Annotated in this window: 24 protein-coding genes and 2 pseudogenes; 17 read left to right on the top strand and 9 right to left on the bottom strand. The window is 68.3% G+C overall.

Annotation, left to right across the window (positions count from 1 at the left end):
• Window positions 1-3 precede the first annotated feature (3 nt).
• The 10 genes and pseudogenes from D3874_RS15160 to D3874_RS30415 all read left to right on the top strand — a co-directional run bounded on the left by D3874_RS15160 (window position 4) and on the right by D3874_RS30415 (window position 7,375).
• Window positions 4-1,602, top strand: coding sequence for a vWA domain-containing protein (locus tag D3874_RS15160; protein ID WP_158596045.1), 1,599 nt, complete (start codon window positions 4-6; stop codon window positions 1,600-1,602).
• Complete coding sequence (locus D3874_RS15155; protein WP_158596044.1) at window positions 1,557-1,964, top strand: hypothetical protein; 408 nt, start codon at window positions 1,557-1,559, stop codon at window positions 1,962-1,964. Before D3874_RS15160 ends, D3874_RS15155 begins: the two co-directional genes overlap by 46 nt.
• Window positions 1,964-2,686 carry an ABC transporter ATP-binding protein gene (locus D3874_RS15150; protein WP_119778825.1) on the top strand — a complete coding sequence of 241 codons (723 nt, stop codon included), beginning with the start codon at window positions 1,964-1,966 and terminating at the stop codon, window positions 2,684-2,686. The genes D3874_RS15155 and D3874_RS15150 overlap by 1 nt, the downstream gene beginning before the upstream one ends.
• Entirely contained in the window at window positions 2,680-3,873 is a 1,194-nt protein-coding gene (locus D3874_RS15145) for an ABC transporter permease (protein ID WP_119778824.1), read from the top strand. The genes D3874_RS15150 and D3874_RS15145 overlap by 7 nt, the downstream gene beginning before the upstream one ends.
• Window positions 3,874-3,967: 94 nt before the next feature.
• Window positions 3,968-5,503, top strand: coding sequence for a formylglycine-generating enzyme family protein (locus D3874_RS15140; RefSeq protein ID WP_158596043.1), 1,536 nt, complete (start codon window positions 3,968-3,970; stop codon window positions 5,501-5,503).
• Between the two features lie 74 nt (window positions 5,504-5,577).
• On the top strand, window positions 5,578-6,033 hold the full coding sequence (locus D3874_RS28050) for a hypothetical protein (protein WP_147385680.1): 456 nt from the start codon (window positions 5,578-5,580) through the stop codon (window positions 6,031-6,033).
• A gap of 68 nt (window positions 6,034-6,101) precedes the next feature.
• On the top strand, window positions 6,102-6,308 hold the full coding sequence (locus tag D3874_RS15135; RefSeq protein ID WP_119778822.1) for a hypothetical protein: 207 nt from the start codon (window positions 6,102-6,104) through the stop codon (window positions 6,306-6,308).
• 2 nt (window positions 6,309-6,310) lie between these two features.
• Window positions 6,311-6,814, top strand: coding sequence for an HlyD family secretion protein (locus tag D3874_RS15130; RefSeq protein ID WP_119778821.1), 504 nt, complete (start codon window positions 6,311-6,313; stop codon window positions 6,812-6,814).
• 4 nt (window positions 6,815-6,818) lie between these two features.
• Window positions 6,819-7,094: pseudogene (locus D3874_RS32045) on the top strand (pyridoxamine 5'-phosphate oxidase family protein); the annotation flags it as partial.
• 89 nt (window positions 7,095-7,183) lie between these two features.
• Window positions 7,184-7,375, top strand: a complete 192-nt coding sequence (locus D3874_RS30415) for a hypothetical protein (protein WP_233559957.1) — start codon at window positions 7,184-7,186, stop codon at window positions 7,373-7,375.
• Between the two features lie 210 nt (window positions 7,376-7,585).
• Here D3874_RS30415 and D3874_RS15120 read toward each other — a convergent pair whose 3' ends face one another.
• From D3874_RS15120 to D3874_RS15110, 3 genes are all read right to left on the bottom strand, one after another.
• A complete protein-coding gene (locus D3874_RS15120) occupies window positions 7,586-7,837 on the bottom strand; it encodes a hypothetical protein (RefSeq protein ID WP_119778820.1) in 252 nt (83 codons plus the stop codon).
• Between the two features lie 18 nt (window positions 7,838-7,855).
• Window positions 7,856-8,986, bottom strand: coding sequence for a type III PLP-dependent enzyme (locus tag D3874_RS15115; RefSeq protein ID WP_119778819.1), 1,131 nt, complete (start codon window positions 8,984-8,986; stop codon window positions 7,856-7,858).
• 443 nt (window positions 8,987-9,429) lie between these two features.
• Window positions 9,430-10,065 carry a hypothetical protein gene (locus D3874_RS15110; RefSeq protein WP_147385679.1) on the bottom strand — a complete coding sequence of 212 codons (636 nt, stop codon included), beginning with the start codon at window positions 10,063-10,065 and terminating at the stop codon, window positions 9,430-9,432.
• A gap of 60 nt (window positions 10,066-10,125) precedes the next feature.
• On the opposite strand from D3874_RS15110, the gene D3874_RS15105 reads away from it, so the two are divergent.
• Window positions 10,126-12,177: a protein-disulfide reductase DsbD family protein gene (locus D3874_RS15105; protein ID WP_119778817.1), complete on the top strand. Its 2,052-nt coding sequence runs from the start codon at window positions 10,126-10,128 to the stop codon at window positions 12,175-12,177.
• On the opposite strand, the gene D3874_RS15100 is transcribed toward D3874_RS15105, so the two are convergent.
• Complete coding sequence (locus tag D3874_RS15100) at window positions 12,168-12,356, bottom strand: DUF4169 family protein (RefSeq protein ID WP_119778816.1); 189 nt, start codon at window positions 12,354-12,356, stop codon at window positions 12,168-12,170. The two genes, D3874_RS15105 and D3874_RS15100, sit on opposite strands and share 10 nt — an antisense overlap.
• A gap of 67 nt (window positions 12,357-12,423) precedes the next feature.
• Between D3874_RS15100 and D3874_RS15095 the strand changes: the two genes are divergently transcribed.
• Both D3874_RS15095 and D3874_RS15090 read left to right on the top strand, forming a co-directional pair.
• Complete coding sequence (locus tag D3874_RS15095; RefSeq protein ID WP_119778815.1) at window positions 12,424-15,825, top strand: AsmA family protein; 3,402 nt, start codon at window positions 12,424-12,426, stop codon at window positions 15,823-15,825.
• A 22-nt stretch (window positions 15,826-15,847) separates the two neighbouring features.
• Window positions 15,848-16,768 (top strand): transglutaminase family protein, encoded by a 921-nt coding sequence (locus D3874_RS15090; RefSeq protein WP_119778814.1) that lies wholly within the window; start codon window positions 15,848-15,850, stop codon window positions 16,766-16,768.
• Here the strand turns inward: D3874_RS15090 and D3874_RS15085 are convergent.
• Both D3874_RS15085 and fumC read right to left on the bottom strand, forming a co-directional pair.
• Window positions 16,756-16,992, bottom strand: coding sequence for a ribbon-helix-helix domain-containing protein (locus D3874_RS15085; protein WP_119778813.1), 237 nt, complete (start codon window positions 16,990-16,992; stop codon window positions 16,756-16,758). The two genes, D3874_RS15090 and D3874_RS15085, sit on opposite strands and share 13 nt — an antisense overlap.
• Window positions 16,993-16,997: 5 nt before the next feature.
• Window positions 16,998-18,404, bottom strand: coding sequence for a class II fumarate hydratase (fumC, locus tag D3874_RS15080; RefSeq protein WP_119778812.1), 1,407 nt, complete (start codon window positions 18,402-18,404; stop codon window positions 16,998-17,000).
• Window positions 18,405-18,479: 75 nt separating this feature from the next.
• On the opposite strand from fumC, the gene D3874_RS15075 reads away from it, so the two are divergent.
• Window positions 18,480-19,166, top strand: a complete 687-nt coding sequence (locus D3874_RS15075; protein ID WP_119778811.1) for a DUF4286 family protein — start codon at window positions 18,480-18,482, stop codon at window positions 19,164-19,166.
• A 137-nt stretch (window positions 19,167-19,303) separates the two neighbouring features.
• Here D3874_RS15075 and D3874_RS15070 read toward each other — a convergent pair.
• A pseudogene (locus D3874_RS15070) lies at window positions 19,304-20,925 on the bottom strand (fumarate hydratase).
• 71 nt (window positions 20,926-20,996) lie between these two features.
• Window positions 20,997-21,551, bottom strand: coding sequence for an SspB family protein (locus D3874_RS15065; protein WP_119778810.1), 555 nt, complete (start codon window positions 21,549-21,551; stop codon window positions 20,997-20,999).
• Between the two features lie 98 nt (window positions 21,552-21,649).
• Here D3874_RS15065 and D3874_RS15060 point away from each other — a divergent pair, with 98 nt between their 5' ends.
• Together D3874_RS15060 and D3874_RS15055 are read left to right on the top strand one after the other, a co-directional pair.
• Complete coding sequence (locus D3874_RS15060; RefSeq protein WP_119778809.1) at window positions 21,650-22,213, top strand: hypothetical protein; 564 nt, start codon at window positions 21,650-21,652, stop codon at window positions 22,211-22,213.
• Window positions 22,210-22,884 carry a cysteine hydrolase family protein gene (locus tag D3874_RS15055; RefSeq protein WP_119778808.1) on the top strand — a complete coding sequence of 225 codons (675 nt, stop codon included), beginning with the start codon at window positions 22,210-22,212 and terminating at the stop codon, window positions 22,882-22,884. The genes D3874_RS15060 and D3874_RS15055 overlap by 4 nt, the downstream gene beginning before the upstream one ends.
• Here D3874_RS15055 and D3874_RS15050 read toward each other — a convergent pair.
• Window positions 22,881-23,429 (bottom strand): PIN domain-containing protein, encoded by a 549-nt coding sequence (locus D3874_RS15050; protein ID WP_119778807.1) that lies wholly within the window; start codon window positions 23,427-23,429, stop codon window positions 22,881-22,883. The two genes, D3874_RS15055 and D3874_RS15050, sit on opposite strands and share 4 nt — an antisense overlap.
• A 104-nt stretch (window positions 23,430-23,533) precedes the next feature.
• On the opposite strand from D3874_RS15050, the gene D3874_RS15045 reads away from it, so the two are divergent.
• Window positions 23,534-23,932, top strand: coding sequence for a hypothetical protein (locus D3874_RS15045; protein ID WP_147385678.1), 399 nt, complete (start codon window positions 23,534-23,536; stop codon window positions 23,930-23,932).
• Window positions 23,933-24,000 lie beyond the last annotated feature (68 nt).

The raw sequence follows: 24,000 nt of genomic DNA, 5'->3' as shown, positions 1-24,000 counted from the left end.
GATTTGTGGCGCGTTCTGAGTGCTCTCCTGGTTGCGCTCGCTGTTTTGTTCTCCGCCACCGTCCCGGCCTTTGCCCGCGACCCCCTGCTGATCGAGGGCAAGAAGACGCTGTTCCAGCGGGTGCTGGCCAGGCCCGGTGCCGTGCTGCTGCATGATCCGGCGACGGCCGGCGGCGGCCAGCCGGTCGCGGCCTTTACCGTCTATTACGTCTATGGCCGGCAGTCGGCGGGCGGAGTCGACCTGGTGCAGGTCGGGCGCAACAGCCGGGGCGACGTCGATGGTTATATCCGCGCCGACCAGGTGATCGACTGGAAGCAGAGCCTGACCGTCGCCTTCGCCAACCCGGCAGCGCGCGAACGGGTGCTGTTCCTCAAGGACAAGGACGCCGCCGCCAGGCTGATGGCGGCGCCCACCAGGGCCACTGATGCCCGCACCATGCGCGACGCCGCGATCGGCGACCGGCTGCCGGCCGACAGCCCGGTGCTGGCGATCGAACCGCCGACCTTCGTCGATGTGACCAAGCAGTTCTACCTGCTGCCGATCCTCAGCACCGATTCCGTGCTGACCGACGACGGCTTCGCCGCGCGCCTGCTGGAGGTTGCCTCGGTCCCCGCGACCAAGACGCCGCTGCCCGGCACCGGCCAGGCACCCCCGGCGGTCGACCCGGCCGACGCCTTGCGTAACTTCAAGGTCGGCATCACCGTGGTGATCGACAATTCGACCTCGATGCAGCCGCATATCGAGCGCACGCGCGAGGCGGTTCGGCGCATCTACGACAAGATCAAGGGCACGCCCTTTGCCGACAACGTCCGCTTCGGCGTCGTCGGCTTTCGCGACAACGCCAAGGTGACACCGGCCCTGGGCTATGTCTCGCGGGTGTTCTCGCCCCTGTCGATCGACACCAGGCCGGAGGAGACGCTGGCCGCGCTCGATGCGATGAAGGCGGCGGATGTCTCCAGCCCCAATTTCTACGAAGACAGTTTCGCGGGCATCAAGACCGCGATCGACAGCATGGATTGGGCGCCTTTCGGCGGCCGCTACATCGTCCTGATCACCGATGCCGGCAGCCGCGCCGGCAACGACCCCTTGAGCGAGACCGGCCTGGGGCCGGCGCAGCTCAATCAATTGGCACACAGCAAAGGCATCGCCACCTTCGCCCTGCACCTGCTGACCCAGGCCGGCGTCAACGACCATGCAAGGGCCAAGGCGCAGTACGAGGAACTGACCCGGTTCCCCGGCGCCGGCAGCCTCTACTACGGTGTCCCTGGCGGCAGTGCCGAGGCGCTGGGCAGTGTGGTTGACCTGCTGGTCGACGACCTGACCCGCCAGGCCGAGGCGGCGGTGGCCGCCGCCGGTGGGACGGCAAGCCCCGCGCCGCCGCCCACGCCGCCGGCGCCCAGCGGCAATGCCCTGTCGGACCAGAGCCAGATCGTCGGCTATGCCATGCGCCTGGCCTATCTGGGCCGGGTGCAGGGACGCGGGCGCCTGACGTGTTCAAGGCCTGGACCTCGGACCGCGACACCACCAATCCCACCTTGCCCGCGCTCGACGTGCGCGTGCTCCTCACCAAGAACCAGCTCTCGGATCTCGCCGCGGCCTTGAAGGTGATCCTGGAGAAGGGCGAGCAGAGCCGGCTTTCCCCGCAGGATTTCTTCGGCCAGCTCCGCTCCGCCGCCGCCGCCATGGCGCGCGATCCCTCCCAGGTGCGCACTGTCGGCAACCTGGGCGATCTCATGGGCGAATATATCCAGGACCTGCCCTATCGCAGCCAGATCTTAGGCCTGGGCGAGGCCGAATGGCTGGCCATGGGTCCGTCCGCCCAGCGCGAGATCCTCGACACGGTCGAGGCCAAGCTGCGGCTCTATGCCGAATACGATGCCTCCAGCCAGTTGTGGGTCTCCTTCGGCGAGGGGGCGGCGCCCGGCGACAGCTATTTCCCGGTCCCGCTCGAGGCCTTGCCGTAATGGGTTTGATCGCCGCCGCCGGCGTCAGCCATCGCTGGCAGGCGGAAGGGCGGCACTACGCCGTCGAGCTCGAGCGGCTGGACCTCGAGCCCGGCGCCCGGATCGCCCTGACCGGGCCGTCCGGTGTGGGCAAGAGCACGCTGATCGACCTGCTGGCCCTGGCCCTGAAGCCCGACACCGCCAGGCGTTTCACCCTGACCATCGCCGGCGAGGCGATCGACCTTGCCGCGCTGTGGCGCCACGGCGCCCGCGGGCGCGAGGCCCTGGCCGGGCTGCGGGCCCGGATCATCGGCTATGTGCCGCAGACCGGCGGCCTGCTGCCCTATCTCAGCGTCGAAGCCAACATCGCGCTGACCCAGGACCTGTCGCGCCGGCCCGATCGCGCCCGCATCCTGGCCCTGGCGCAGCGCCTGGAAATTGACGAACTGCTGGCGCGCAAGCCGGCCAGCCTGTCGGTGGGCCAGCGCCAGCGCGTCGCCATCGCCCGGGCACTCGCCCACAAGCCGCTGATCGTGCTGGCCGACGAGCCGACTGCCTCAGTCGATCCGGTGCGTGCGGCGGCGATCCTGGGCCTGCTGTTCGAGGCCACCACCGAGGCGGGCGCCGCCCTGATCATCGCCAGTCACGATGCCGAGGGCCTGGCCGCCTATCGGCCCACCCGCCTGGCGCCGACGGTAACCCAGGTCGAAGCCGGCACCAGGGCGGTGTTCGCGCCATGTTGAGCCTGCGCCTCGCCCTGGCCGACCTGTGGCACGAGCGTGGTCTCGCCGCCTGCTTCATCGTGGCGCTGGCCGCGATCATGGCGCCCTTGCTGGTCCTGCTGGGGCTGAAGACCGGGGTCATCGACAGCCTGCGCACGCAACTGCTGGAAGACCCCCGCATTCGCGAGATCTCCTCGCTCGGCAACCGTACCATCTCGGCCGAAGAGATCGACGTCCTGGGCAAGGTGGACGGCATCGTCTTCATTGTCGCCCGGACCCGGCAACTGGCGGCCACCGCCAACCTGGCCCGCGCCGACGGCACCGGCGCCCTGACCGCAGAATTGATCGCGACAGGGCCGGGCGATCCCTTGATCGCCCCGTTGGCGGCACCCGCCGGCGACGACCGGCTGATCCTGTCCAGCACCGCCGCCCAGCGCCTGGGCCTGAAGGCCGGCGACACCATGCGTCTCGTCGTCCAGCGCAAGCTCGATGACAATATCGAGGGCAAGAGCCTGACCGTGACGGTCGAGGGCATCGCCGGCCCCGCCGCCTTCGGCCGCGACGGGGCCTTCGTCTCGCTCGGCCTGCTCGAAGCGCTGGAGGACTACCGCGACGGCCGGCCGGTGCCGCGCCTGGGCTGGGACGGCCCCAGTACCCCGGCCAGGCGCGCCTATGCCGGTTTCCGCGCGGTGGCGCGCGGGGTCGAGGATGTGGCCCCCGCGGCCGCGGCGATCGAGGCCAAGGGCTATACCGTCACCACCCGGGCCGACGAGATCCAGACCGTGCTCAGCCTCGACCGCAATCTCAGCGCCATGTTCACGATCGTCGCCGTCATCGGCGGCGTCGGCTTCGCGCTCAGCTTAGGGTCAAGCCTGATCGGCCATGTCGCCCGCAAGCGGGGTGAGCTGTCCTTGCTGCGCCTGATGGGCCTCTCGTTGCGCGGCATGGCGGGTTTCCCGCTGTTCCAGGCGGTGGCGATCGCGCTGGGCGGCTGCGCGGTCGCGGTCGGGGTCTTCTTTGGCGCGGCGGCGGTGATCAACAGCACCTTCTCGACCGGCCTGCCCGGCGGCGAAGCGCTGTGCCGGCTGGCGCCCGCGCAGATCGGCATGGTGGCGGGCCTCGCGATCGTAACGGCGATCGTCTCGGCCCTCGCCGCCGGCATTTCGGCATCCCGCATCGAACCGGGGGAGGGCATCCGCCATGGTTAGATCTCGGCTATCCTCCTCACCCAACCCTCTCCTCCTCGAAGGAGGAGAGGACTCAAAGCTCCCCTCCGCCCCTAGGAGGGAGGGGCTGGGGGAGGTGGGTCGCTGGCTACTCGCGGCGCTGTTCGTCCTGGTCGGCTTCCCCGCCCTGGCCCAGACCCCGCCCACCTGGGACGAGAAGAACTGGAACCCCAAGGCGGCGGACGGCGACATCGTCATGCCCATGCCGTGCGGCGGGCGCATGGTGTTCCGCACCGTCGAAACCCCCACCGGCGACGGCAGCAGCGGGCCGCTCGACGATCGCCAGGTGACCTTGGGCATCACCGATCCCGAGACCGATTATATCGAGCACAGCCGCAAGGATTACCTGGCCGGCGGCCTCACCAGCCGCGACGGGCGGCGGCAATTCCTGATCGGCAAATACGAGGTCACGGCCGACCAGTATGCCGCGGTGATGACCGAGCAATGCCCGGTACCGGCCGCCGCCGGCCGGCTGCCCCAGGTGAACCTGTCCTGGTACGACGCCACGAACTTTGCCGAACGCTATACCGAATGGCTGCTGCAGCATGCCAAGGGCACGCTGCCCCGGCAGGGCGACACCACCGCCTTCCTGCGCCTGCCGACCGAAGCGGAATGGGAATATGCCGCGCGCGGCGGCACCGCCGTCTCCGAATCCGATTTCCGCGCCCGCACCTTTCCGGCGCCCGACGGGATCGAGGCCTATGCCTGGGTCGATGGCCCACGCTCGGCCGACGGGCAGTTGCGGCCCGTGGGCCTGCTGAAACCCAACCCGCTGGGCCTCTACGACGTGCTGGGCAATGCCGCCGAATGGGTGCTGGAGCCCTACCGGCTGGTGCGGGTCGCCCGGCTGCACGGCCAGGCCGGCGGGCAGATCGCCCGGGGCGGCGACTTCCGCACCGCGGGCGGGCGCCTGCGCTCGTCCCTGCGGGTGGAGATCCCGCCCTTCGATCCGGCCACGGGCAAGGCCACCCGCCTGCCCACCATCGGCCTGCGCCTGGTGGTCTCGGCCCCGGTCTCGGCCAGCCTGGCGCGGATCGACGCCCTGCGCGCCGCCTTTGCCGCGATCGAGAAGGGGCGGGCGGGGGAGACCGACCCGCTCGACCTGCTCTCGCGCCTGGCCGAGGAATCGACCGATCCCGATACCAGGCGCGCGGTCGAGGCGATCGCCCAGGCCCTGACCACGGAACGCACAGCACGGGACGAGGCCGATGCCCGTTCGGCCAAGTCGGCGATCTACGCGGCCGCCACCATGATCCGTTCGATCCGCGACCTCGACCGGCGCTTGGGCCCGGTCAAGGCGCGCTGGGAACTGGCCGAGAAGACGCGGTCGCAGAACCCGGCCGATGCGGACGAGTGGAAAACCCTGTACGACTCCACCCAGCAGGCCCTGGACATCTCGAAACGCGCCTACCGCGACATCCTGGTGCAGACCGCCGACGACTACGATGCTGCCCGGCTGGCCAAGGCGCGCGACGTGCTGGTGGCGGAGTTCGAGGCCCAGGGCTTGCCCAGTTTCGTGCGCTTCGCCAAGCTGTTTGTGGCTCAGGTCACAGACTATGCCAAGACCAGGCGGGATGATGATGCCGGCTGGTACCGTCAGTTGGTAGAGTGACGGCCGCGGAACCGGATCCCGGCGGCATGGTTTATAGAGCGGGCCAATCAGTTCCGGCCCCTGAGGAGGATTGGATGCTTCGGCGGGTCACGCGCCCCACGCTTCGTTTCGGCACGGTCGTGCTGCTGGTCGGCGCGCTGGGCTTGGGCGGTTGCGTATCCAACAGCTACAGCCTGGGCGGCAGCGACTATGACGAGCCGCTGACCCCGGCCCAGGCGGCCCTGCGCGACCAGACCGACCGCTTCAACGAGACGGTCGGCACCGGCGTTGCCGCCGGCGCGATCCTGGGCGCCCTGCTGGGCGCGGCCGTCGACTCCGATGACCGGGGCCGGGGGCGGCGATCGGCGCGCTGGCCGGCGGTGCCCTGGGCGGCGTCTCGGGCTATTACATCGCGACCGAGAACGAGAGCTATGCCAATACCGAGCAGGCGCTGGACGCCCGCATCGCCGCGGCCCAGCGCGAGGCCGACAGCTACCGCAAGATCGCCTCGTCCTCGGCCCGGGTCGCGGCCGATAATCGCCAGCGCCTGATCCAGCTCGAGCAGCAGTATCGCAACGGCCAGATCTCGGGCAAGCAGTACCGCGACCGCACCGCCTCGATGCAGGACGACCTGCGCCTGATGGACGAGGCGCTGGCCAATGCCAACGACGTGCGCCAGAAGATCGGCCAGGATGCCGGCTATGCCGGTGGCTATGGCCGCCAGTCGCTCAACCAGTCCGGCGCCGACATTGGCCGTTCCGCCGCCCAGATCGCGCGCAGCCGCGACGAACTGGCCCGTGCCCTGGCCGCGGCCCCCGACGCCTGATCATGAAACACCTCCTGCTCCTCACCGCGGCCGGCCTGCTGCTGACGGCTTGTGCCCGCGACCCCAACCCCGGCAGTGCCGGCTATTTCTCCGGCCTGGGCAACCTGCTGGACGGCACCTATGACGACCGGGTGGCCCAGCGCGAAGCCCAGGCGACCAGTTCCGAACAGATGGCCCAGCAGATGCAGGCCCGGGCCGCCGCCGCGGCCACCGATGCCCGGCGGACCCAGGCCGATGTCGCGGCGGTGGAGGCCCGCAACCGCAAGCAGAAGGCGGAACTGGCCCGGCTCGACGCCTCCTACCGGCGGGCGCTCGCCGACCGCAATGCCAAGCAGGCCGAACTCGATGCGGCCAAGGCCCGCCTGGAAGACGCCCGCCGCCGCCAGGCGCAACTGGAAGCCAGCCCGCCGGCCGATCCGGCCGAACAGGCCCGCCTGCAGGCGGAACTCGATGCTGAACTTCGGGCTTTGGACGATATGATCCTGCGGTCGACCAGACCGGAGTGAGTTCATGGCCAAGCAGTTTCCGCGTATCGAGCCCGGCCACCGCGACTTCATCACGCGCCAGCGGGTGTTCTTTACCGCCTCGGCCACCGCCGACAGCCGGGTGAATATCTCGCCCAAGGGGCTCGATGCCCTGCGGGTGATCGACGACAGCACGGTCGCCTATCTGGACCATACCGGCAGCGGCAACGAGGCTTCGGCCCATCTCAAGGCGGATGGCCGCCTCACCATCATGCTCTGCGCCTTCGAAGGGCCGCCCCTGATCCTGCGGCTCTATGGCCGTGGCACTGTGCTGCTGCGCGGCACGTCCGGTTACGGCGAGCTGCTGGGCGCGCATTTCGGCGGCGAGGAACCCGCGGGGCACGCCAGATCGTGCGCCTGGATATCGACCTGGTGCAGACCTCCTGCGGTTACGGCGTGCCCCTGTTCGACTATCAGGCCGAACGCCCCTCGCTGCCGCGTTGGGCCGAGACCAAAGGCGCCGACGGCCTGGCCGCCTATCGCCGCGAAAAGAACGCGCTCAGCCTGGACGGCCTGCCGACGGGCATGTTCGACGAGGTGTAAGAAATTCCCTCTCCGCCGCTTGCGGGGGAGAGGGAGGGGCCCATCGCGTCAGCGATGGGAGGGTGAGGTGGTGGATCGGGACAGATCACGCCCTACGCCTTCGACCCACCTCACCCTGCCCTCTCCCCCTGAAGGGCGGAGAGGGTTCCAAAACGAAAAAGGGAGGATGCATCGCATCCTCCCTTTTTCTTCAGGCTGTGAAGCCTGCGATCAAGCCGCTCTGGCCTGCGGGCCGGCGTTGCCGCCGAAGGCACGGGCGTGGTGGTTCAGGCGGAACAGGCGCTCGGGCGTGTCGCTCGAGACGCGGCCGTCGTCCAGGCGGTAGACCACCACATGGGCGATACGGCCGGCATTACGGCCCTGCATGGTCGCGAAGTCGATCACGGTACCCAACTGCTCGCCCCACAGGCCGGGGACGGTGATCCGCTCGCCAACGCGGAAACCCCAATGTTCGTTGATCATCAGTAGTCTCCCTATCAATCAGATGCAGATGGTGTTCAGCGGCGCGAAGCCGTTGAAGTTCACCGACGAATAGCTGGTGGTGTAGGCACCGGTGGCCAGGATCTCGATCTTGTCGCCGATCTGCAGGGCAACCGGCAGCTCGTAGTTGGTCTTCTCGTAGAGAATGTCGGCCGAGTCGCAGGTCGGGCCGGCCAGCACCACGGGGGCGGTGGCGCCACCGTCGTGCGGGGTGTGCAGGCGGTACTTGATCGCCTCGTCCATGGTCTCGGCGAGGCCGGAGAACTTGCCCACGTCCAGGTAGATCCAGCGCTTGTCTTCGCCGGCTTCCTTCTGCGAGATCAACACGACCTCGGTCTGCAGGATCCCGGCGTCGCCCACCATGCTGCGGCCCGGCTCGATGATGATGTCGGGGATCGCATTGCCGAAATGGGTGCGCACGGCCTCCATCACCGCGTCGGCATAGGCCTCCAGCGGCGGCACGTCGGCGCGGTACCTGGCGGGGAAACCACCGCCCAGGTTGATCATCTTCAGTTCCACGTCCCGCTCGCGCAGGATCGAGAACAGCCGGGCGACGCCGCCCACGGCCTTGTCCCACTGGCCGAGGTTGGTCTGCTGCGAGCCGACATGGAACGAGATGCCATAGGGGTCGAGACCGAAATCGCGGGCCTTGACCATCAGGTCGGCGGCCATCGCCGGCGCGCAGCCGAACTTGCGCGACAGCGGCCATTCGGCGCCTTCGCACTCGACCAGGACGCGGCAGAACACGCGCGAACCGGGGGCCGAACGGGCGATCTTTTCCAGCTCGGCGTCGGAGTCGAAGGCGAACAGGCGAACACCCAGGGCATAGGCGGCCGCGATGTCGGTTTCCTTCTTGATCGTGTTGCCGAAGGAGACCATGGCCGGATCGGCGCCTTCGCCCAGAACCAGTTCGATCTCACCGCGGCTGGCGGTGTCGAAGCAGGAGCCGAGCGTGGCAAGACGCGACACGACCTGCGGCATCGGGTTGGCCTTCACGGCGTAGAAGATCTTCGCCGCCGGCAGCAGCCGGGCCAGGTTGCGGTAGTTGTCCTCGATCACGTCCAGATCGACCACCAGGCAAGGGGTGGCAGGGCGGCGTTCGTCGAGGAAGCGACGGATCTTCTCGGTCATTGTCGTGGACCCCAGGTGTGCCGCATTTCCATGCGGCCCAAAGCAAAAGACGGATTTTGGTGGTTCGGAGGTGCGGTCGGCCCGAAGGGGCCGGGTGCCGGAAGTCAGTCCGGCGCCCGCATACTCGAGCGGGGGGCCCTGAAGCCGCAAGCCACGGCCAGTACCTGCCGGCCTCCCATCATCTGGGCGGCCGCCTGGAGGCGGGTGTATCGGGGGCTGTGCCTGCCTTGCGGCCTTCACGGTCCAACATGTTGGTTCCCTCTCGGGTTTCGGGGCGAGCCCGGAAATTCCAAAAAGGACGCCTAACGTCGTTGCTGTACCACCGTGGGCCAAGGGCACGTGCGGGTGCGTCTTCGCGGCGAGATATAGGGCAAAATCCCAGGGGTGCAACAAAAAATTTGTGACCGTTTCGCCCTAATTGCGCGCTGTGTGCGCAAAGTCACTTAATCAAGTCTTAAGGCATTCCAAACCAAGCAGAAATAGTCGGTTTTGGGGACCCCGTCCGCGCGCCTCAACAGCATCGAACTGCCGTTGCGAGACCAGCGGAAACTAAGCCTTTCCGCGCCGTCGTCGGGCCAGCGCAGACTGATTCGATGGCTCCCCAGGGACTTCTCGCAGCACTCCTCCTGGCCGCAGCCGGCGACGCAGCAGCCCCAGGGCTTCGCAGGGTCGGCAAGGCAGGCATGCAATTTCTCGGGCAATAGAACCTCGGCCGTGGGGCTGCCCAGGCTCCGGACCGCGCCGTCGGCTTCGATCGCCAGCAGGGTCACGGCCCTGAATCGGTCGGCGATGGCGGCCTGCGCCGCATCGTGGGGCAGGGTTTGCGACAACTGCCGCATATCCTCGTCGCCCATGGGCCAGCTCATCAGATAGGCGCGCCGGGGTGTCCCCAGGAAGGCGTGCTTGTAGTACTTGGGGCCGGTCAGGACATCGGCGTCGCCGCAGGCGATGACCCCGGTCGTCACGCAGTCGGGGCACAGCGCGCCGATCCGCTCGACCAGGGCCGGGGCCAGGTGCAGCCGCTCGGCGGCGAGCGCGGGCCGGGCCAGCGTCAGCAACCCCATGATCGCGAAAAGCATTCGGGCAGCGGCAAGCGGGCGCATCATCACTTGGCCTCAATCGGGCGTATAAGTCTCACCATGCTACGCCAAATTCGCCTGACCTTCCTGTTCCTGTCGCTGTTGGGCGTCCTGGCGCTTGCCGCCGTGGCACCGCTGCGGCCGGCCCAGGCGGCGGTCAAGACCGAGAATGCGACCGTCGAACTGGTCGCCGACCGCCCCGCCGTGCCGGGCGGCACCGTGACGGTTGCGCTGCGCCTGGTCGCCAAGCCCCGCTGGCATACCTATTGGCAGAACCCGGGCGATACCGGCCTGCCCACCACGATCGCCTGGACCCTGCCGGAAGGTGTTACCGCCGGGCCGATCCAATGGCCGTTCCCCAGCGCCCTGCCGGTCGGCCCGTTCGTCAACTACGGTTACGAGGGCGAGGTCTGGCTGCTGACCGAGATTGCCGTGCCGGCAGGGTTCACCGGCGCTACCCTGTCCTTGAAGGCCCGGGCGGACTGGCTGATCTGCGAACAGATCTGCGTGCCCGAAGGCGCCGACCTCGACCTTGCGGTGCCGGTCCTGGCGCCGGGAACGGCGGCCGAACCCGATTCCCGTGTCGCCCTGGGTTTCGAGCGCAGCCGGGCCGCCCTGCCGCTGCCGCTGGCGGCACCCGTCATCGCCAGCCGGGCAGGGGACAGGCTCGAACTCCTCCTGCCGGGGGATCTCAAAGTGGCCTCGGCCCGCTTCTTTCCCTTTGCCGACGACGTGGTGATCGCCGCCCAACCGCAGCCCTTCGCCGACGGCCGCCTGGAGGTGGCCCTCGAGAAGACTTTCAAGGGCGACCGGCTGGCCGGCATCGTCGTGGTCGAAAGCGACGGCTGGCGCCGGGCCTACATCGTCGACCAGGCCTTGAGCATGGTGGCGGGCGCCGCCATGGCGGCCGAGCCGGCGGCGCCCATCGGCCTGCCGCTGGCCCTGCTGTTCGCCTTCCTGGGCGGGATCATCCTGAACCTGATGCCCTGCGTCCTGCCGGTCCTGTCGATCAAGGCAATGGCCTTTGCCGGTCGCGACAACCCCGCCGCCGTGCGGGCCGACGGCCTGGCCTATACCGCGGGGATCCTGGCCTGTTTCGGCGTCCTGGCCGCGCTGCTGATCGGCTTGCGCGCCGGGGGCGAGTTGATCGGCTGGGGCTTCCAGTTGCAGTCGCCGCTGGTCGTCGGCCTGCTCACCTACCTGTTCTTCGTCTTAGGATTGTGGATGCTCGACGTCGTTGCCCTGGGCGGCGGTGTCGCGGGGCTGGGCGATGGCCTGGCCCGGCGCGGCGGCATCGCCGGCTCGTTCGGCACCGGCCTGCTGGCGGCCGTGGTGGCGACGCCCTGCACGGCGCCGTTCATGGGCGCGGCCCTGGGTTTTGCCCTGGTCCAGCCGCCGGTGGTGGCGCTGGCGGTCTTCATGAGCCTGGGCCTGGGGATGGCCTTGCCCTTCCTGATCTTGAGCTTCGTGCCGGCCCTGGCCCGCCGCCTGCCCAAGCCGGGCCAGTGGATGGTGCGGCTGAAAAAGCTGCTGGCCTTCCCCCTCTTCGGCTCGGTCGTGTGGCTGCTCTGGGTCTTGGCCGTGCAGGCCGGGCCCATGGCGGTGGCAGCCGCCGGCGCCGGCCTTGTCCTGCTGGCCTTCGGCGCCTTCATGGCACGGGAATTCGCCGGTCCTGGCGGCCGGCTGACGGCGCTGGCCGCCATCATCGTCGCCATCGGCCTCGCGGCCCTGCCGTCGCCGCGCAGCGACGGGGACGGGCTGGCCGCCCAGGCCGGTGCCGAAGCCTACAGTCCCGAGCGCCTGGCGGCGCTGCGGGCGGAAGGCCGCGCCGTGTTCGTCAACCTGACGGCGGCCTGGTGCATCACCTGCCTGGTGAACGAGCGGGTGGCCCTGGACCGGCCGGCCGTGACCCAGGCCCTGCGCGACGGCAAGGTCACCTATCTGCTGGGCGACTGGACCAACCGGGACCCGGCGATTACCCGGTTGCTGGCGGAACACGGCCGTCCGGGCGTGCCGCTCTATCTGTTCTATCCCCCGGGCGGCGGCGCGGCGCGGGTACTGCCCCAGCTCTTGACCGAGGGGGTGGTTCTCGAGGCGCTGGCTCAACCCTGATCGTCGTCGTCGCGGCGATGGCCGTCCAGGCGCTTGGCCTCCAGGGCCTTTTGGGCGGCACTTTGTTTCTTCTCCTGGGCGGTGCGGCCGAACTGGATCCGATTCTCGGCCGCGGTCGCCTGCGCCTCGGCACGGGCCTTGGCTTTGCGGGCGCGGCGTAAATTGACGATTTCGGCCATGTGGCGGTTCCCGTTGTCACCGATGGGCGGCTAAACTGCTGGCGATAGAATTGGATGGAGGCGGGGCTTGCGCAAGCTTCTGATCGGTGTGGGGCTCTTCGTCGGGCTGGTTGTCGGCCTGGGCTTTGCCGCGCCGCTGCTTGTCGACCTCAACGACCAGAAGCCACGTATCGTCGCCCTGATCGAGGAGGCCACCGGCCACAAGGTGACCCTGGGCGGCGACATCCAGTTCAGCCTGCTGCCCGCCCCGGCGATGTCGGTGCGCGATATCCGCGTCGACGGCACCGGCACCGATGCCGCGACCCTGGCGACGGTCGACGCGCTGGACCTGCGTCTCAGCTTGTTGCCCTTGCTGGGGGGCAATATCGAGGTCGCGGAGGTGCGCCTGTCGCGGCCGACGGTGGTCATCACCGATCAACCCGGTCCGGGGCGCCCCGATGCCGCCCCGCCCGCGACGGGGGCCGCCCCGCCCGCCACCGCGCCGGCCGCGATTGCGGTGCAACGGGTGGTGATCGAGGAAGGCACGGTCGAATACCGTCCCGCCGGTGCCCCGCCGGTCAAGATCGAAGCGATCGAGGCCAGCCTGTCGGCCCCCACGTTCGCCGGTCCGTTCACCGCCACCGGCGGGGCCAGCGTGCGCGGCATGCCCGTGGCGCTGGACCTTGCTGTCGGCCGCCTGGTGCCGGGGCAGCCGATCGGCGTCGATGTCCGGGTCAGCCTCGCGGAAGCGACGCTGAAGCTGGCCGGCACGCTGACCCTCGAGCAAAAGGGGCCGGCCTTCGCCGGCAAGCTGGCGCTCAATGCCGACGATGCGGCCGCCGCGCTGGCCCTGGCGGGGGTCGATCTGCCGCTGAAGGCACCGCTGGCCGTCGAGGGGACGGTGGCGGCCTCCGCGACGGCGATCGCGGTCGACCAGATGGCGGTGGCTCTGGGCGAATCCCGGGGCACCGGCAGCCTGATACTGAACCTCGAGCCCGGCCTGTCGGGCTCCCTGAAACTGCGCCTGCCGCGCCTCGACGGCGATGCCCTGCTGGCTGCCGTCGCCCCCTCGGGCAGTGGGGCCGCGCCCAGTGCCATGCCACCGACCGCACCGGCCGGCAGCGTTGCCCTGCCTGCCGACCTGGCCTTTACCCTCGATCTTGGCGTCGATGTCATCCAATGGTCCGGCGGGATCGTGCAGAAGGCGGCCCTGCTCGCGACGCTCGAGAACGGGCGCGTTACCCTCTCCACCGTCAGCGCGGTGCTGCCGGGGGGGACGGATGTCGGGGTCTCCGGCGCTGTCTTCGCGCAGGACGGCCGGCTGGTTCTCGACGGCACCGTCGATGTTGCATCGGACAACCCCCGCGCCCTGGCCGACTGGCTGAAGGTAACGCCCCAGGGGCTGCCGTCCGACCGCCTGACCCGGCTGGGCCTGACCGCGAAGGTGAAGGGTGGCGCGGCCGGCGTCGATCTCAGCAACCTGGTCCTGCGCCTGGACGGCATCAGTGCCCGGGGCAGTGCCGGTTGGCGCCCCGGCCCTCGGCCCTCGGCCTCACTGGCGCTGGCGGTCGATCGCCTGAACGTGGATGCCTATCTCCCGGCCGCCGCCCCGGCGACGCCGCCGGACAAGAACCCCTTGGCGGAAATCGGCGCCGGCGGCGGGGCGCCCAGCCTCGACCCCGGCCTGGATGTCGCCCTCAGCTTCACCGCGGGACAATTGACGGTGCGCGGCGCCGACCTGCGGCGGGTCGAGCTGGACGGCACGCTGACCGGCGGTTCGCTGCGCCTCGCCCAACTGTCGATCGGCGACTACAGCGGGCTCAGCCTGACGGCCAGCGGCACGCTGGGACTCGCGGCCGGCGCCCCCGATGCCAATCTGGCCTTCAAGGTCGCGGCCCCTTCGATTGCCCCGGTGCTGGTGCTAGCCGGCGTCGATCCGTGGGCCGGGGCGGGGCAGATGGGCAAGGTGACGATCGAAGGCACCCTGGCCGGCCGGCCGGAAGCGCCGGTGATCGACGCCGCTGTCGCCGTCGGCGAAACCCGCCTGTCGTTGAGCGGGCCGATCGGGGCGGTCGCCAAGCCGGACCTCGACCTCAAAGGCAATCTGGCGGCGCCCGAGCTGGTGGCCTTTGCCCGCCAGCTCGGCGCCGACCCGCCGGCGAACGGGGCCGGGCTGGGGCCGATCGACCTGGCGCTCTCGATCAAGGGCACGCCGGCCGCGGCGGATGTGGCGGCGAAGGGCAAAGTGGGGCCGGCCTCGGTCGACCTGTCGGCCGGCCTGAAGGGCGATGACCTGGTGCTCAAGGGCCAGGTCAGCGGCGAGGCCGCGGCCGTGATGCTGACCAGGCTGGGCCTGTCGGGGCCGTTGTCCGGTCCCCTGTCGGTGCAGGTCGATGCGGCGCGCAAGGGCAATGTTATCCAGCTCGTTACCTTCAACGGCGGCGTGGGGGCCACCCGCTTCGATGCCACGGGCACCATTACGACGGGGGCCAGGACCCGGGTCGACGGCCGCCTGTCCGCGACCTATCTCGACCTCGCCCTGTTCAGCGGCGGCGGTGGCCAGGCGGGGACGGCCGGTGGCGGTGCGGGTAGCGGCCGGGCCAGTTCGCGCTGGTCGACCAAGCCCATCGACCTGGCGGCGCTGCGCTCCCTGGACGGCGGCATCGATATCCAGGTCGAGCGTCTGGTCAGCGGCAGCCTGACCTTGGCCGGCCTTTCCGGCCGCCTCGAGGCGGCGGGCGGGCGGGTCACGTTGGCCAACTTCAAGGCATCGATGAGCCCGGGCGACATGGCGGCCTCGGTCACGCTGGACGGCACCGGGTCGACCCTGGCCCTGACGGTGGCTTTCCGGGGAACAGGCTTCGACCTCGACGCGTTGACCGGGCGGAAAGGCAACGAGTCCGGTCTTTCGGGTACCGGCGAGGTGACGTTGAACGTGACGGGACAGGGGCGCAGCGAGTTTGAACTGGTGTCCAGCCTGAAGGGGCAGGGCGGCATCGTCGCCACGGCGGGCAAGATTCACGGCCTCGACCTGCTGACCCTGTCGGAGGGCTTGAAGACGGTGAACCAGCCCGGTGACATCCTCAATCGCCTGGCCAAGGCGATCAAGGTCGGCAGCACCAACTACCGGCGCATCGCCACCGACCTGGTGATCGAGCGCGGCGTGGCCAAGCTCGCCAACATGACCTCGGATGTCGACGGCGGCACGATCGGCGGCGACGGCACGATCGACCTGCCGGCCTGGACGACGCGCCTGCGCCTGGGCGTGAAACTGATCGACCCGGCGGACCTGCCGGCCCTGGGCCTGGATATTTCCGGCCCCATCGACAACCCCAATGCCGAGGTGAAGACCCGCGACATCGAGAATTACTATCTGAGCAAGTTCATCGGCTCGAAATTGCCGGGCCTGGGTGGCGGGTCCGGCAGCAACAGTGATCCCGGCAAGGCGGTCCTCGACCAGATTCTGAAGGGTATCGGCGGCGGTAATTGAGACCGCTGCCCAAGGAGTAGTCATGGTCAAGCAATTGACGGTACAGCACACCACCCGTTACACCTACGCCAAGCCGGTGACCCTGGGCACGCACCGCCTGATGATGCGCCCGCGCGACAGCCACGACCTGCGCCTGGTCGACGCCACGCTGACCCTGTCGCCGCCGGGCGCGGTGCGGTGGATTCACGATGTCTTTGGCAACTCGGTGGCGCTGGTGGATTTCGCCGATCCCACCAGCGAGCTGACGATCGAAAGCGTCCTGGAAATCGACCGATATCCCTATGTCCCGCCGCGCCTCGATCTCGACCCCGACGCCCTGACCTATCCCTTCATCTATTCGCCCGATGATCGCCGCGACCTAGGCCCCCTGTGCGAGAACCACTATCCCGATCCCAAGGGCCGCCTGGCGGAATGGGTGAACGGCTTCGTGATGGCCAAGGGCACCGACACGCTGGCGCTGCTGGCCGACATCAATGGCGGCATCAAGGACGGTTTCGCCTACCAGACCAGGATCGTGGAGGGCACGCAAACCCCGATCGAGACACTGGAGCTGGGCAGCGGCACCTGCCGGGATTTTGCCCTGCTGATGATCGAAAGCGCACGGCTGCTGGGGTTCGGCGCCCGCTTCGTCTCGGGCTATCTCTATGATCCAGCCCTCGACGCCGGCGCCGACGAGGTCGTCGTGCAGGGGGCCGGGGCCACCCATGCCTGGGTCGAGGTCTACCTGCCCGGCACCGGCTGGGTCGAATACGACCCGACCAACGGCCTGATCGGCAGCGAGGCGCTGATCCGCGTCGCCGTCACCCGCGACGCCGCACAGGCGGTGCCCATCATCGGCAGTTTCGTGGGCGACACTGGTGATTACCTGGGGATGACGGTCGAGGTCTCGGTGACCAGCGGCAGCCGCCAGCCGGCCCGCGTGCCGGTGCTTCAGCCGGCCTGATCGTCCCGGCCGGGCAGCCGCCCGGCCCGGGCGGCGGCCAGCAGGGTCTGGCGGATGGCGCTGGAGAGGTTGGTTTCGCCGTCGCGCGCGGCATCGATATCGGTCACCACCATGTTGACGGTGCGGCCTTCGATGCGCGCGAGATCGGCCAGCGCCGACCAGAAGGAATCCTCCAGGCTGACCGATGTGCGGTGCCCGGCGATTTCGATCGAGCGCTTCTGCATGGGGCCTAACCTTCTCCGCCAGGGCCGATCATGGTCCGCGCATCGACCAGGACATCGAAGCGCTCTGCCGAGATCAGCCCCAGTTCAAGGGCGGCCTCGCGCAGCGTCTGTTCATGGGCATGGGCGTGCTTGGCGATCTTGGCGGCGTTGTCATAGCCGATCTCGGGGGCCAGCGCGGTCACCAGCATCAGCGAGCGCTGCACCGATTCATCCAGCCGCCGCTGGTTGGCCAGCGCCCCGGTGACGCAGCGATCGGCGAAGGAACGCGCGGCATCGCCCAGCAGGGCGATGGACTGCAACAGGGCGGCCGCGATCACCGGCTTGAACACATTGAGCTCGAAATGGCCCTGGGTCGCGGCAAAGGCGATGGTGGCGTGATTGCCGATCACCCGCGTCGCCACCATGGTCAGGGCTTCGGCCTGGGTCGGATTCACCTTGCCCGGCATGATCGACGAGCCCGGCTCGTTTTCCGGCAGCGACAACTCGCCGAGCCCTGAGCGCGGGCCCGAGCCCATCAGGCGGATGTCGCTGGCGATCTTGAAGCAGGCAATGGCCGCAACCTCGATCGCGGCCGACAGGGCCGCCGCCGGCTCGTGCCCGGCCAGGGCGGCGAATTTGTCGGGCGCGGGGCGGAAGGGGATGCTGGTGACCTTGGCAATCTCGGCCGCCACCTTCTCGTCGAAGCCGGCGGGCGCGTTCAGGCCGGTGCCCACGGCGGTGCCACCCTGGGCGAGGTCCAGGATCCCGTCCAGGGCATGTTCGACGCCGCGAATGGCAAAGGCGACCTGTGCGGCATAGCCGCCGAATTCCTGGCCGAGTGTCAGGGGCACGGCATCCTGCAAATGGGTCCGCCCCATCTTGACGATGGCGGCCCATTCCTCGGCCTTGGCGTGCAGCGCCTTGTGCAGGTGGTGCAGCCCGGGCAGCAGGCGGTGCGTCACCTGCTCGGCTGCCGCGATGTGGATCGCGGTCGGGAAGCAGTCGTTGGACGACTGGCCCTGGTTCACATGGTCGTTGGGATGCACCGGTGCCTTGGCCCCGCGCGGGGCGCCCAGCATCTCGTTGGCGCGGTTGGCGACGACCTCGTTCACATTCATGTTGGTCTGGGTGCCCGAGCCGGTCTGCCAGATCACCAGGGGGAATTCGGCCGCGTGCTTGCCTTCGGCCACTTCCTCGGCCGCTTCGGCGATGGCGGCGGCAAGATCGGAATCGACCTTGCCCAGGGTGCAGTTGACCCGAACCGCGGCGATCTTGATCAGGGCCAGGGCCCGGATGATGGCGGCGGGGATGCGCTCTTCCGGACCGCCGATGGGAAAGTTCTCGATGCTGCGCTGGGTATTGGCGCCCCAAAGCCGGTCCGCCGGCACCTCGATCGGGCCGAAACTGTCTTTTTCGGTGCGGGTCTCGCCCATACCTTCCTCCATATGGATGGTGTCACGGTAGCGTTCATAAGCGACGCTGTGATGTCAGCAAAGAAGGGTAAACCCATGACGCGGCATGTGCAGATCGTCTTGTCCAATCCCGTCGAGACGGCCCGAGAGGCGGAATTCAACGATTGGTACACCAATCAGCACATTCCCGACCTGATGACTCTGCCCGGCTTCGTCCGGGCCCAGCGGTTTCGCCTGGCCAATAGTTTCCGCGATCCCCGGGGCGGGCCGACCTGGCGCTATATGGTCTATTACGAACTCGATACCCCGGACCTGGGGCAGATGCTCACTGACCTGGTCGATGCCCACAGCGACGGCCGCATCACGGTCAGCGACGTGCTCCACAACGAAACCCTGACCGCCCTGGTCTACAGCCCGGTGGCCCCCTTCCATGGCGAGGCGGGCCGGCGCCGGCAGATCTTCGTCGCCCTGTCCAATCCAAGCGAAGGCCGGGAGGACGACTTCAACATCTGGTACGACAACCAGCATGTCCCCGACGTGGTCTCGATCCCGGGGTTCAAGGGGGCCGAGCGCTTCAAGCTGGCAATCCCCTTCCTCGACCCGCTGGCCGGCGGCCAATACCTGGCGATCTACGACGTCGACACCGACGATATCGACGCGCTGGCGGCCCTGGTGCGCGAGAATGCCGTGACCGGCAAGACGGTGATGTCCGATGCGATCGACATGAAGACGCTGACCGCCCTGTTCTTCGAACCGGTGGGCGGAGTCATCACGCCGCTGTAATTCAAGTACCCCCCTCCGCCCGCTTGCGGGGGGAGGGGTTGGGGGAGGTGGGTCAGGCCGCTTCGAGATGCCGGTGCTTTGCCCCCGCAACCTCCTCACCCAACCCTCTCCTCCCTCGGAGGAGAGGGCTTTTCGCGTTACATCAGATTGGCGAAGAAGTCGTTGCCCTTGTCGTCGACGACGATGAAGGCGGGGAAATTCTCGACTTCGATCTTCCACACCGCTTCCATGCCCAGTTCCGGGTATTCCAGAACCTCGACCTTGCGGATGCAGTTCTGGGCCAGGATCGCGGCCGGCCCGCCGATCGAGCCCAGATAGAAGCCGCCGTGCGCCTTGCAGGCGTCGGTGACCTGCTTGGAGCGGTTGCCCTTGGCCAGCATGACCATGGAACCGCCGGCGGCCTGGAACTGGTCGACGTAACTGTCCATGCGCCCCGCCGTGGTCGGGCCGAAGGAACCCGAGGCATAACCCGTCGGCGTCTTGGCGGGACCCGCGTAGTAGACCGGGTGGTCCTTGGCGTATTGCGGCAGGCCTTGCCCCGCATCCAGCCGCTCCTTGAGTTTTGCATGGGCGATGTCGCGGGCGACGATCATCGGGCCCGTGAGCGACAGGCGCGTGCGGATCGGATAGCCGCTCAGCGTCTTCAGGATGTCCGCCATGGGGCGGTTCAGGTCGATCTGCACGACCTCGCCCTCGAGGTCTTCATGGCCGACTTCGGGCAGGTACTTGGCGGGATCGGTCTCGAGCTGTTCCAGGAACACGCCGTCGCGGGTGATCTTGCCCAGGATCTGCCGGTCGGCCGAGCACGAGACGCCGATGCCGACGGGACATGAGGCGCCGTGGCGGGGCAGGCGGATGACACGCACGTCGTGGCAGAAATACTTGCCGCCGAACTGGGCGCCGATGCCGGTCATCTGGGTCAGCTTGTGGATCTGCGCTTCCATCGCCCGGTCGCGGAAGGCGCGGCCCTGGGCGTTGCCGGTCTCGGGCAGGTCGTCGAGGTAGCGGCACGACGCGAGTTTCACGGTCTTCAGGGTCAGCTCGGCCGAGGTGCCGCCGATGACGATCGCCAAGTGATAGGGTGGGCAGGCCGAGGTGCCCAGGGTCTTGATCTTGGCCTCGACGAATTTCAGCAGGGAGGCCGGGTTCAGCAGGGCCTTGGTCTCCTGGTAGAGATAGGTCTTGTTGGCCGAGCCGCCGCCCTTGGCGACGAAGAGGAAATTGTACTCGTCGCCCGGGGTCGCATAGAGGTCGATCTGGGCGGGCAGGTTGTTGCCGGTGTTGGCCTCCTTGAACATGTCGAGGGGGCCATCTGGCTGTAGCGCAGGTTGGTCTCGGTATAGGTGCGGGCTATCCCAGAGGAGATCGCCGCCTCGTCCTCGCCGTCGGTCCAGACATACTGGCCGCGCTTGGCCATCACGATCGCCGTTCCCGTATCCTGGCACGAGGGCAGCACCATGCCGGCGGCGACATTGGCGTTCTTGAGCAACTCCAGCGCCACGAAGCGGTCGTTGGGCGACGCCTCCGGGTCGTCCAGGATCAGCTTGAGCTGGGCCAGGTGGCCGGGGCGCAGCAGGTGCGAGACATCGCGGTAGGCCTGGAAGGTCAGTTTTTCGATCGCTTCGGGCGCCACTTCGAGAATGCGCTTGCCGCCGACCACGATTTCCTTGACGCCGTCGCCGGTCAGTTTCTTCCAGGTCGTCTCGGTGTGGTGGGCCGGGTCGTGTTCGAACATTTCCTGATAGGCGAACGCCGTCATGGCCGGGACCTCTGCGATCAAATAGGGTTGGGCGCGGACCCAGGGGCCCGCACCGGCGCGTAAAGACACGCTTATTTCTTGCGGAATGCGTCCAGCGTCAAGACTTCGCCGCGCTTCTCGCCGGCCGGCGGCTCGGCCGGCTTGTCCTCGCCCTTGGACGCGGTTTCGGTTTCGGCGGGCTTGGACGTCACCAGCGGGGTCGGCTCGGTGGTGGTGCGGGCCGATGCCGGGGTGGCGCTGATGGCGGGGCGTACGGTCTGGGCATCGCCCTGGTTGGGCTGAAACTGCAGGCCGAATTGCACGGAAGGGTCGAAGAAGCCGGTCATGGCGGCATAGGGGATGACCAGCCGCTCAGGCATCTTGTTGAAGTTGAGCTGCACCTCGAAGCCGGTGTCCGACACCTTCAGGCCCCAATACTGGTGCTGCAGGATGATGGTCATCTCGTCGGGATAGCGGTCGCGCAGGTGTTCGGGAATGTCGACGCCGTCGGCCCCGGTCTTGAACGACAGGTACAGGTGGTGGTTGCCGGGCAGGCCCTGCGTCGCCACACGGGTCAGCGCCTGACGCACCACGCCGCGCAGCGCGTCCTGCACCATGCCGCCGTAATTCATATAATCCTTGGCCATGCCACCAGACTCGTCGTCATACCGTGATCAACATCATACGAGCGTATCGTCTCAACCCGTACAGTCAATCATAGTGGCCTTGGGGCGAGGGGGCAAACATGGTCGATGTGCATCGCCAAATGGGGGCAAAACTGCCGTCGCCCTGGGCCGGGGCCGTGATCGGTCTGTTCACGGGGCTGATCAGCGCGGCCGCGAGTTTAGGCTTGACCACTGGCGAGACCCAATTCGAACTGCTGACCCTGCTGCCGGGCATCGGTTTTGGCATCGCCTTCGCCGCCTTTCTGCTGGGGCAGCGGCTGGTGGGCCCTGGTGGCGCCGTCGCCATTGCCCTGGCCAATGCGCTGGGCAATTTCGTGGCGATGCGTCTGGCCATGGCCATTGCCGACGTGCTCGATGATCCCATCGGCCTGTTCGAGGGCAGCCTGATGATCGGCCTGCCCGCGGGCCTGGTCGGCGGCGGGCTGGCGGCGCTGGTGTTCGGCCGGGTGATCGGCGTGGGCCGGCCCTGGCAGCCGGTCGTGGTGGGCGTGGTGCTCGGCCCCCTGGGGCCGCTATCGTTGACGATCGACGCGCTGATCCCCTTCTTCGGCCTGTGGCAGGCCGGTTTCGGCGCGGCGCTGATCTGGACGCTGCACGCAGCAAGGACAAGGACGACAGCATGAATGTTCAGGTAACCGCGCGACCCTTCGGCTTTCCTCACGAAGGCGCGCTCGATCCGGCAAGGGTCGCCTTGCTGGTGATCGACCTTCAGGTCGATTTCCTCGGTCTCGACGGCTACTTCGCCCGCATGGGCTACGACCCGGCGCCCTTGCGCGCCATCCTGCCCGCGATGAACAGCGTGATCGAGGCTGCCCGCGCCGCCGGCTGCCTGATCGTCCACACGCGCCAGGGCTACCGCCACGACCTGGCCGACCTGACGCCCTACGAGCAATGGCGCCGCCGCCGGTCGGGCATGGCAGGCACCACCGCCCTGGTGCGCGGCCACCCCGGTTTCGAGATCGTGCCGGAAATCTCGGTGGCTCCCCAGGACGTGATCGTCGACAAGACCGCCAACAGCGCCTTCACCTATACCGACCTCGATCATATCCTGCGCGCCCGCGGCATCACCCACCTGATGTTCACCGGCTGCACCACCGACGTCTGCGTCCACACCACCCTGCGCGAAGCCGCCGACCGTAACTACCAGTGCCTGCTGATCGAGGACGCCTGCGCCAGCGGCGACGCCTATGCCCACGCGGCCGCTGTCTACATGACCACGATCGAGGACGGCCTGTTCGGCGTGGTGGCAGACGCGGCCGCCGTGGTCGCGGGGTTGAAGGGCGCCCGAGGTTAGGCGCCGGCCTGCCATGTTGCCGCGAATTTCGGCGCGACCTTTTCGAGCAGGGTCACGATCTCGGCAACACTCATCGGCTTGCGTTTCAAGCGCGCCGACTGGGCCTGGAGGGCTTTGCGCAGCAGATTCGGCGTGTCGGTCAGCAGCCTCGAGAGAAAGTCGTCGGGTGTCACGGCAAGGATCCCATGGGGCAGGCGCGCAAAGTCCTTGATGTTGGAGGTTACGATCAGATCAGCCTTGCCGGCGACGGCGCAGGCTGCCACATGGCGATCTTTGGGATGGTTGTGCATCCGGCCGACAAGTGCCTCGTAGCCCGTGACACGGGCATCTTCGAAATGTGCGTCGAGGTTCCGCCGCAGGGCAATGGCACCGTCGGGCGTCATCCGCTGGGCCTTGACGAGATTGCGTATTGCTTCATCCAGGATCGCGGCGCTCCACAAGGGCTGAAAGCATCCCTCGACGGCGGCCGACAACAACGTGTCTCGCAGGGGCAGAGGGTAGAGAACATCGGCGTCGAGGACGGCGCGGATCGTGGAAACAGTCATTCTCCCCATCGTGGTTCCGCATCGCCTTGGTTGCGTTTATAGCGAATATTGGCTATGGTGCCGGTCAGGCCGCTTTCTGCTCACCTGACAGGAACAGTCTTCTCATGGCTGATCAATCAAAAGTTGCATACCCTGGCGATCGTCGCGCGGCCGCGCAGTTGTCCACCCTGCTTCGCGAGCGGGAGGGAGGGCGCGAAGTTTCCGTGGTGACCAGCGCTGGGGAGCAGGTGGCCCTTACGCCGGCCTTGCTGGATTTGCTCGCCCAGGCGGCGGGGATCATGGCCGATGGCGCGGATGTCGCGGTCTTCGCCCATGAGGTGCTGCTGACCAGTCAACAGGCCGCCGATCTGTTGAACGTCTCGCGCCAGTACATGGTCCGCCTGCTGGAAAGGGGGATATCCCTTCGAGCAAGGTTGGCACGCATCGGCGCGTCCGTGCCGAAGACCTGGCGAACTATCGACAGCGCCGAGACGAAGGACGTCATGCGGCTCTCGCGGCGTTGACCGATCAGGCGCAAGCAGATGGTGGTTACGACGCCCCGGCGACGTTTGGACCACGCCGCCGGAATTAA

This window comes from Oleomonas cavernae (assembly GCF_003590945.1).
In the GTDB taxonomy this organism is placed as follows: domain Bacteria; phylum Pseudomonadota; class Alphaproteobacteria; order Zavarziniales; family Zavarziniaceae; genus Zavarzinia; species Zavarzinia cavernae.
The sequence above is the reverse complement of the archived record's forward strand: the minus strand, read 5'-3'. Positions and strand labels throughout refer to the sequence as shown.

Coding starts and splice junctions, on each gene's coding strand:
- D3874_RS15150 (WP_119778825.1), top strand. CDS start 1,964: ATGGGTTTGATCGCCGCCGCCGGCGTCAGCCATCGCTGGCAGGCGGAA.
- D3874_RS15145 (WP_119778824.1), top strand. CDS start 2,680: ATGTTGAGCCTGCGCCTCGCCCTGGCCGACCTGTGGCACGAGCGTGGT.
- D3874_RS28050 (WP_147385680.1), top strand. CDS start 5,578: ATGCTTCGGCGGGTCACGCGCCCCACGCTTCGTTTCGGCACGGTCGTG.
- D3874_RS15135 (WP_119778822.1), top strand. CDS start 6,102: ATGCAGGACGACCTGCGCCTGATGGACGAGGCGCTGGCCAATGCCAAC.
- D3874_RS15130 (WP_119778821.1), top strand. CDS start 6,311: ATGAAACACCTCCTGCTCCTCACCGCGGCCGGCCTGCTGCTGACGGCT.
- D3874_RS15120 (WP_119778820.1), bottom strand. CDS start 7,837: ATGATCAACGAACATTGGGGTTTCCGCGTTGGCGAGCGGATCACCGTC.
- D3874_RS15115 (WP_119778819.1), bottom strand. CDS start 8,986: ATGACCGAGAAGATCCGTCGCTTCCTCGACGAACGCCGCCCTGCCACC.
- D3874_RS15110 (WP_147385679.1), bottom strand. CDS start 10,065: ATGCTTTTCGCGATCATGGGGTTGCTGACGCTGGCCCGGCCCGCGCTC.
- D3874_RS15105 (WP_119778817.1), top strand. CDS start 10,126: ATGCTACGCCAAATTCGCCTGACCTTCCTGTTCCTGTCGCTGTTGGGC.
- D3874_RS15100 (WP_119778816.1), bottom strand. CDS start 12,356: ATGGCCGAAATCGTCAATTTACGCCGCGCCCGCAAAGCCAAGGCCCGT.
- D3874_RS15090 (WP_119778814.1), top strand. CDS start 15,848: ATGGTCAAGCAATTGACGGTACAGCACACCACCCGTTACACCTACGCC.
- D3874_RS15085 (WP_119778813.1), bottom strand. CDS start 16,992: ATGCAGAAGCGCTCGATCGAAATCGCCGGGCACCGCACATCGGTCAGC.
- fumC (WP_119778812.1), bottom strand. CDS start 18,404: ATGGGCGAGACCCGCACCGAAAAAGACAGTTTCGGCCCGATCGAGGTG.
- D3874_RS15075 (WP_119778811.1), top strand. CDS start 18,480: ATGACGCGGCATGTGCAGATCGTCTTGTCCAATCCCGTCGAGACGGCC.
- D3874_RS15065 (WP_119778810.1), bottom strand. CDS start 21,551: ATGGCCAAGGATTATATGAATTACGGCGGCATGGTGCAGGACGCGCTG.
- D3874_RS15060 (WP_119778809.1), top strand. CDS start 21,650: ATGGTCGATGTGCATCGCCAAATGGGGGCAAAACTGCCGTCGCCCTGG.
- D3874_RS15055 (WP_119778808.1), top strand. CDS start 22,210: ATGAATGTTCAGGTAACCGCGCGACCCTTCGGCTTTCCTCACGAAGGC.
- D3874_RS15050 (WP_119778807.1), bottom strand. CDS start 23,429: ATGACTGTTTCCACGATCCGCGCCGTCCTCGACGCCGATGTTCTCTAC.
- D3874_RS15045 (WP_147385678.1), top strand. CDS start 23,534: ATGGCTGATCAATCAAAAGTTGCATACCCTGGCGATCGTCGCGCGGCC.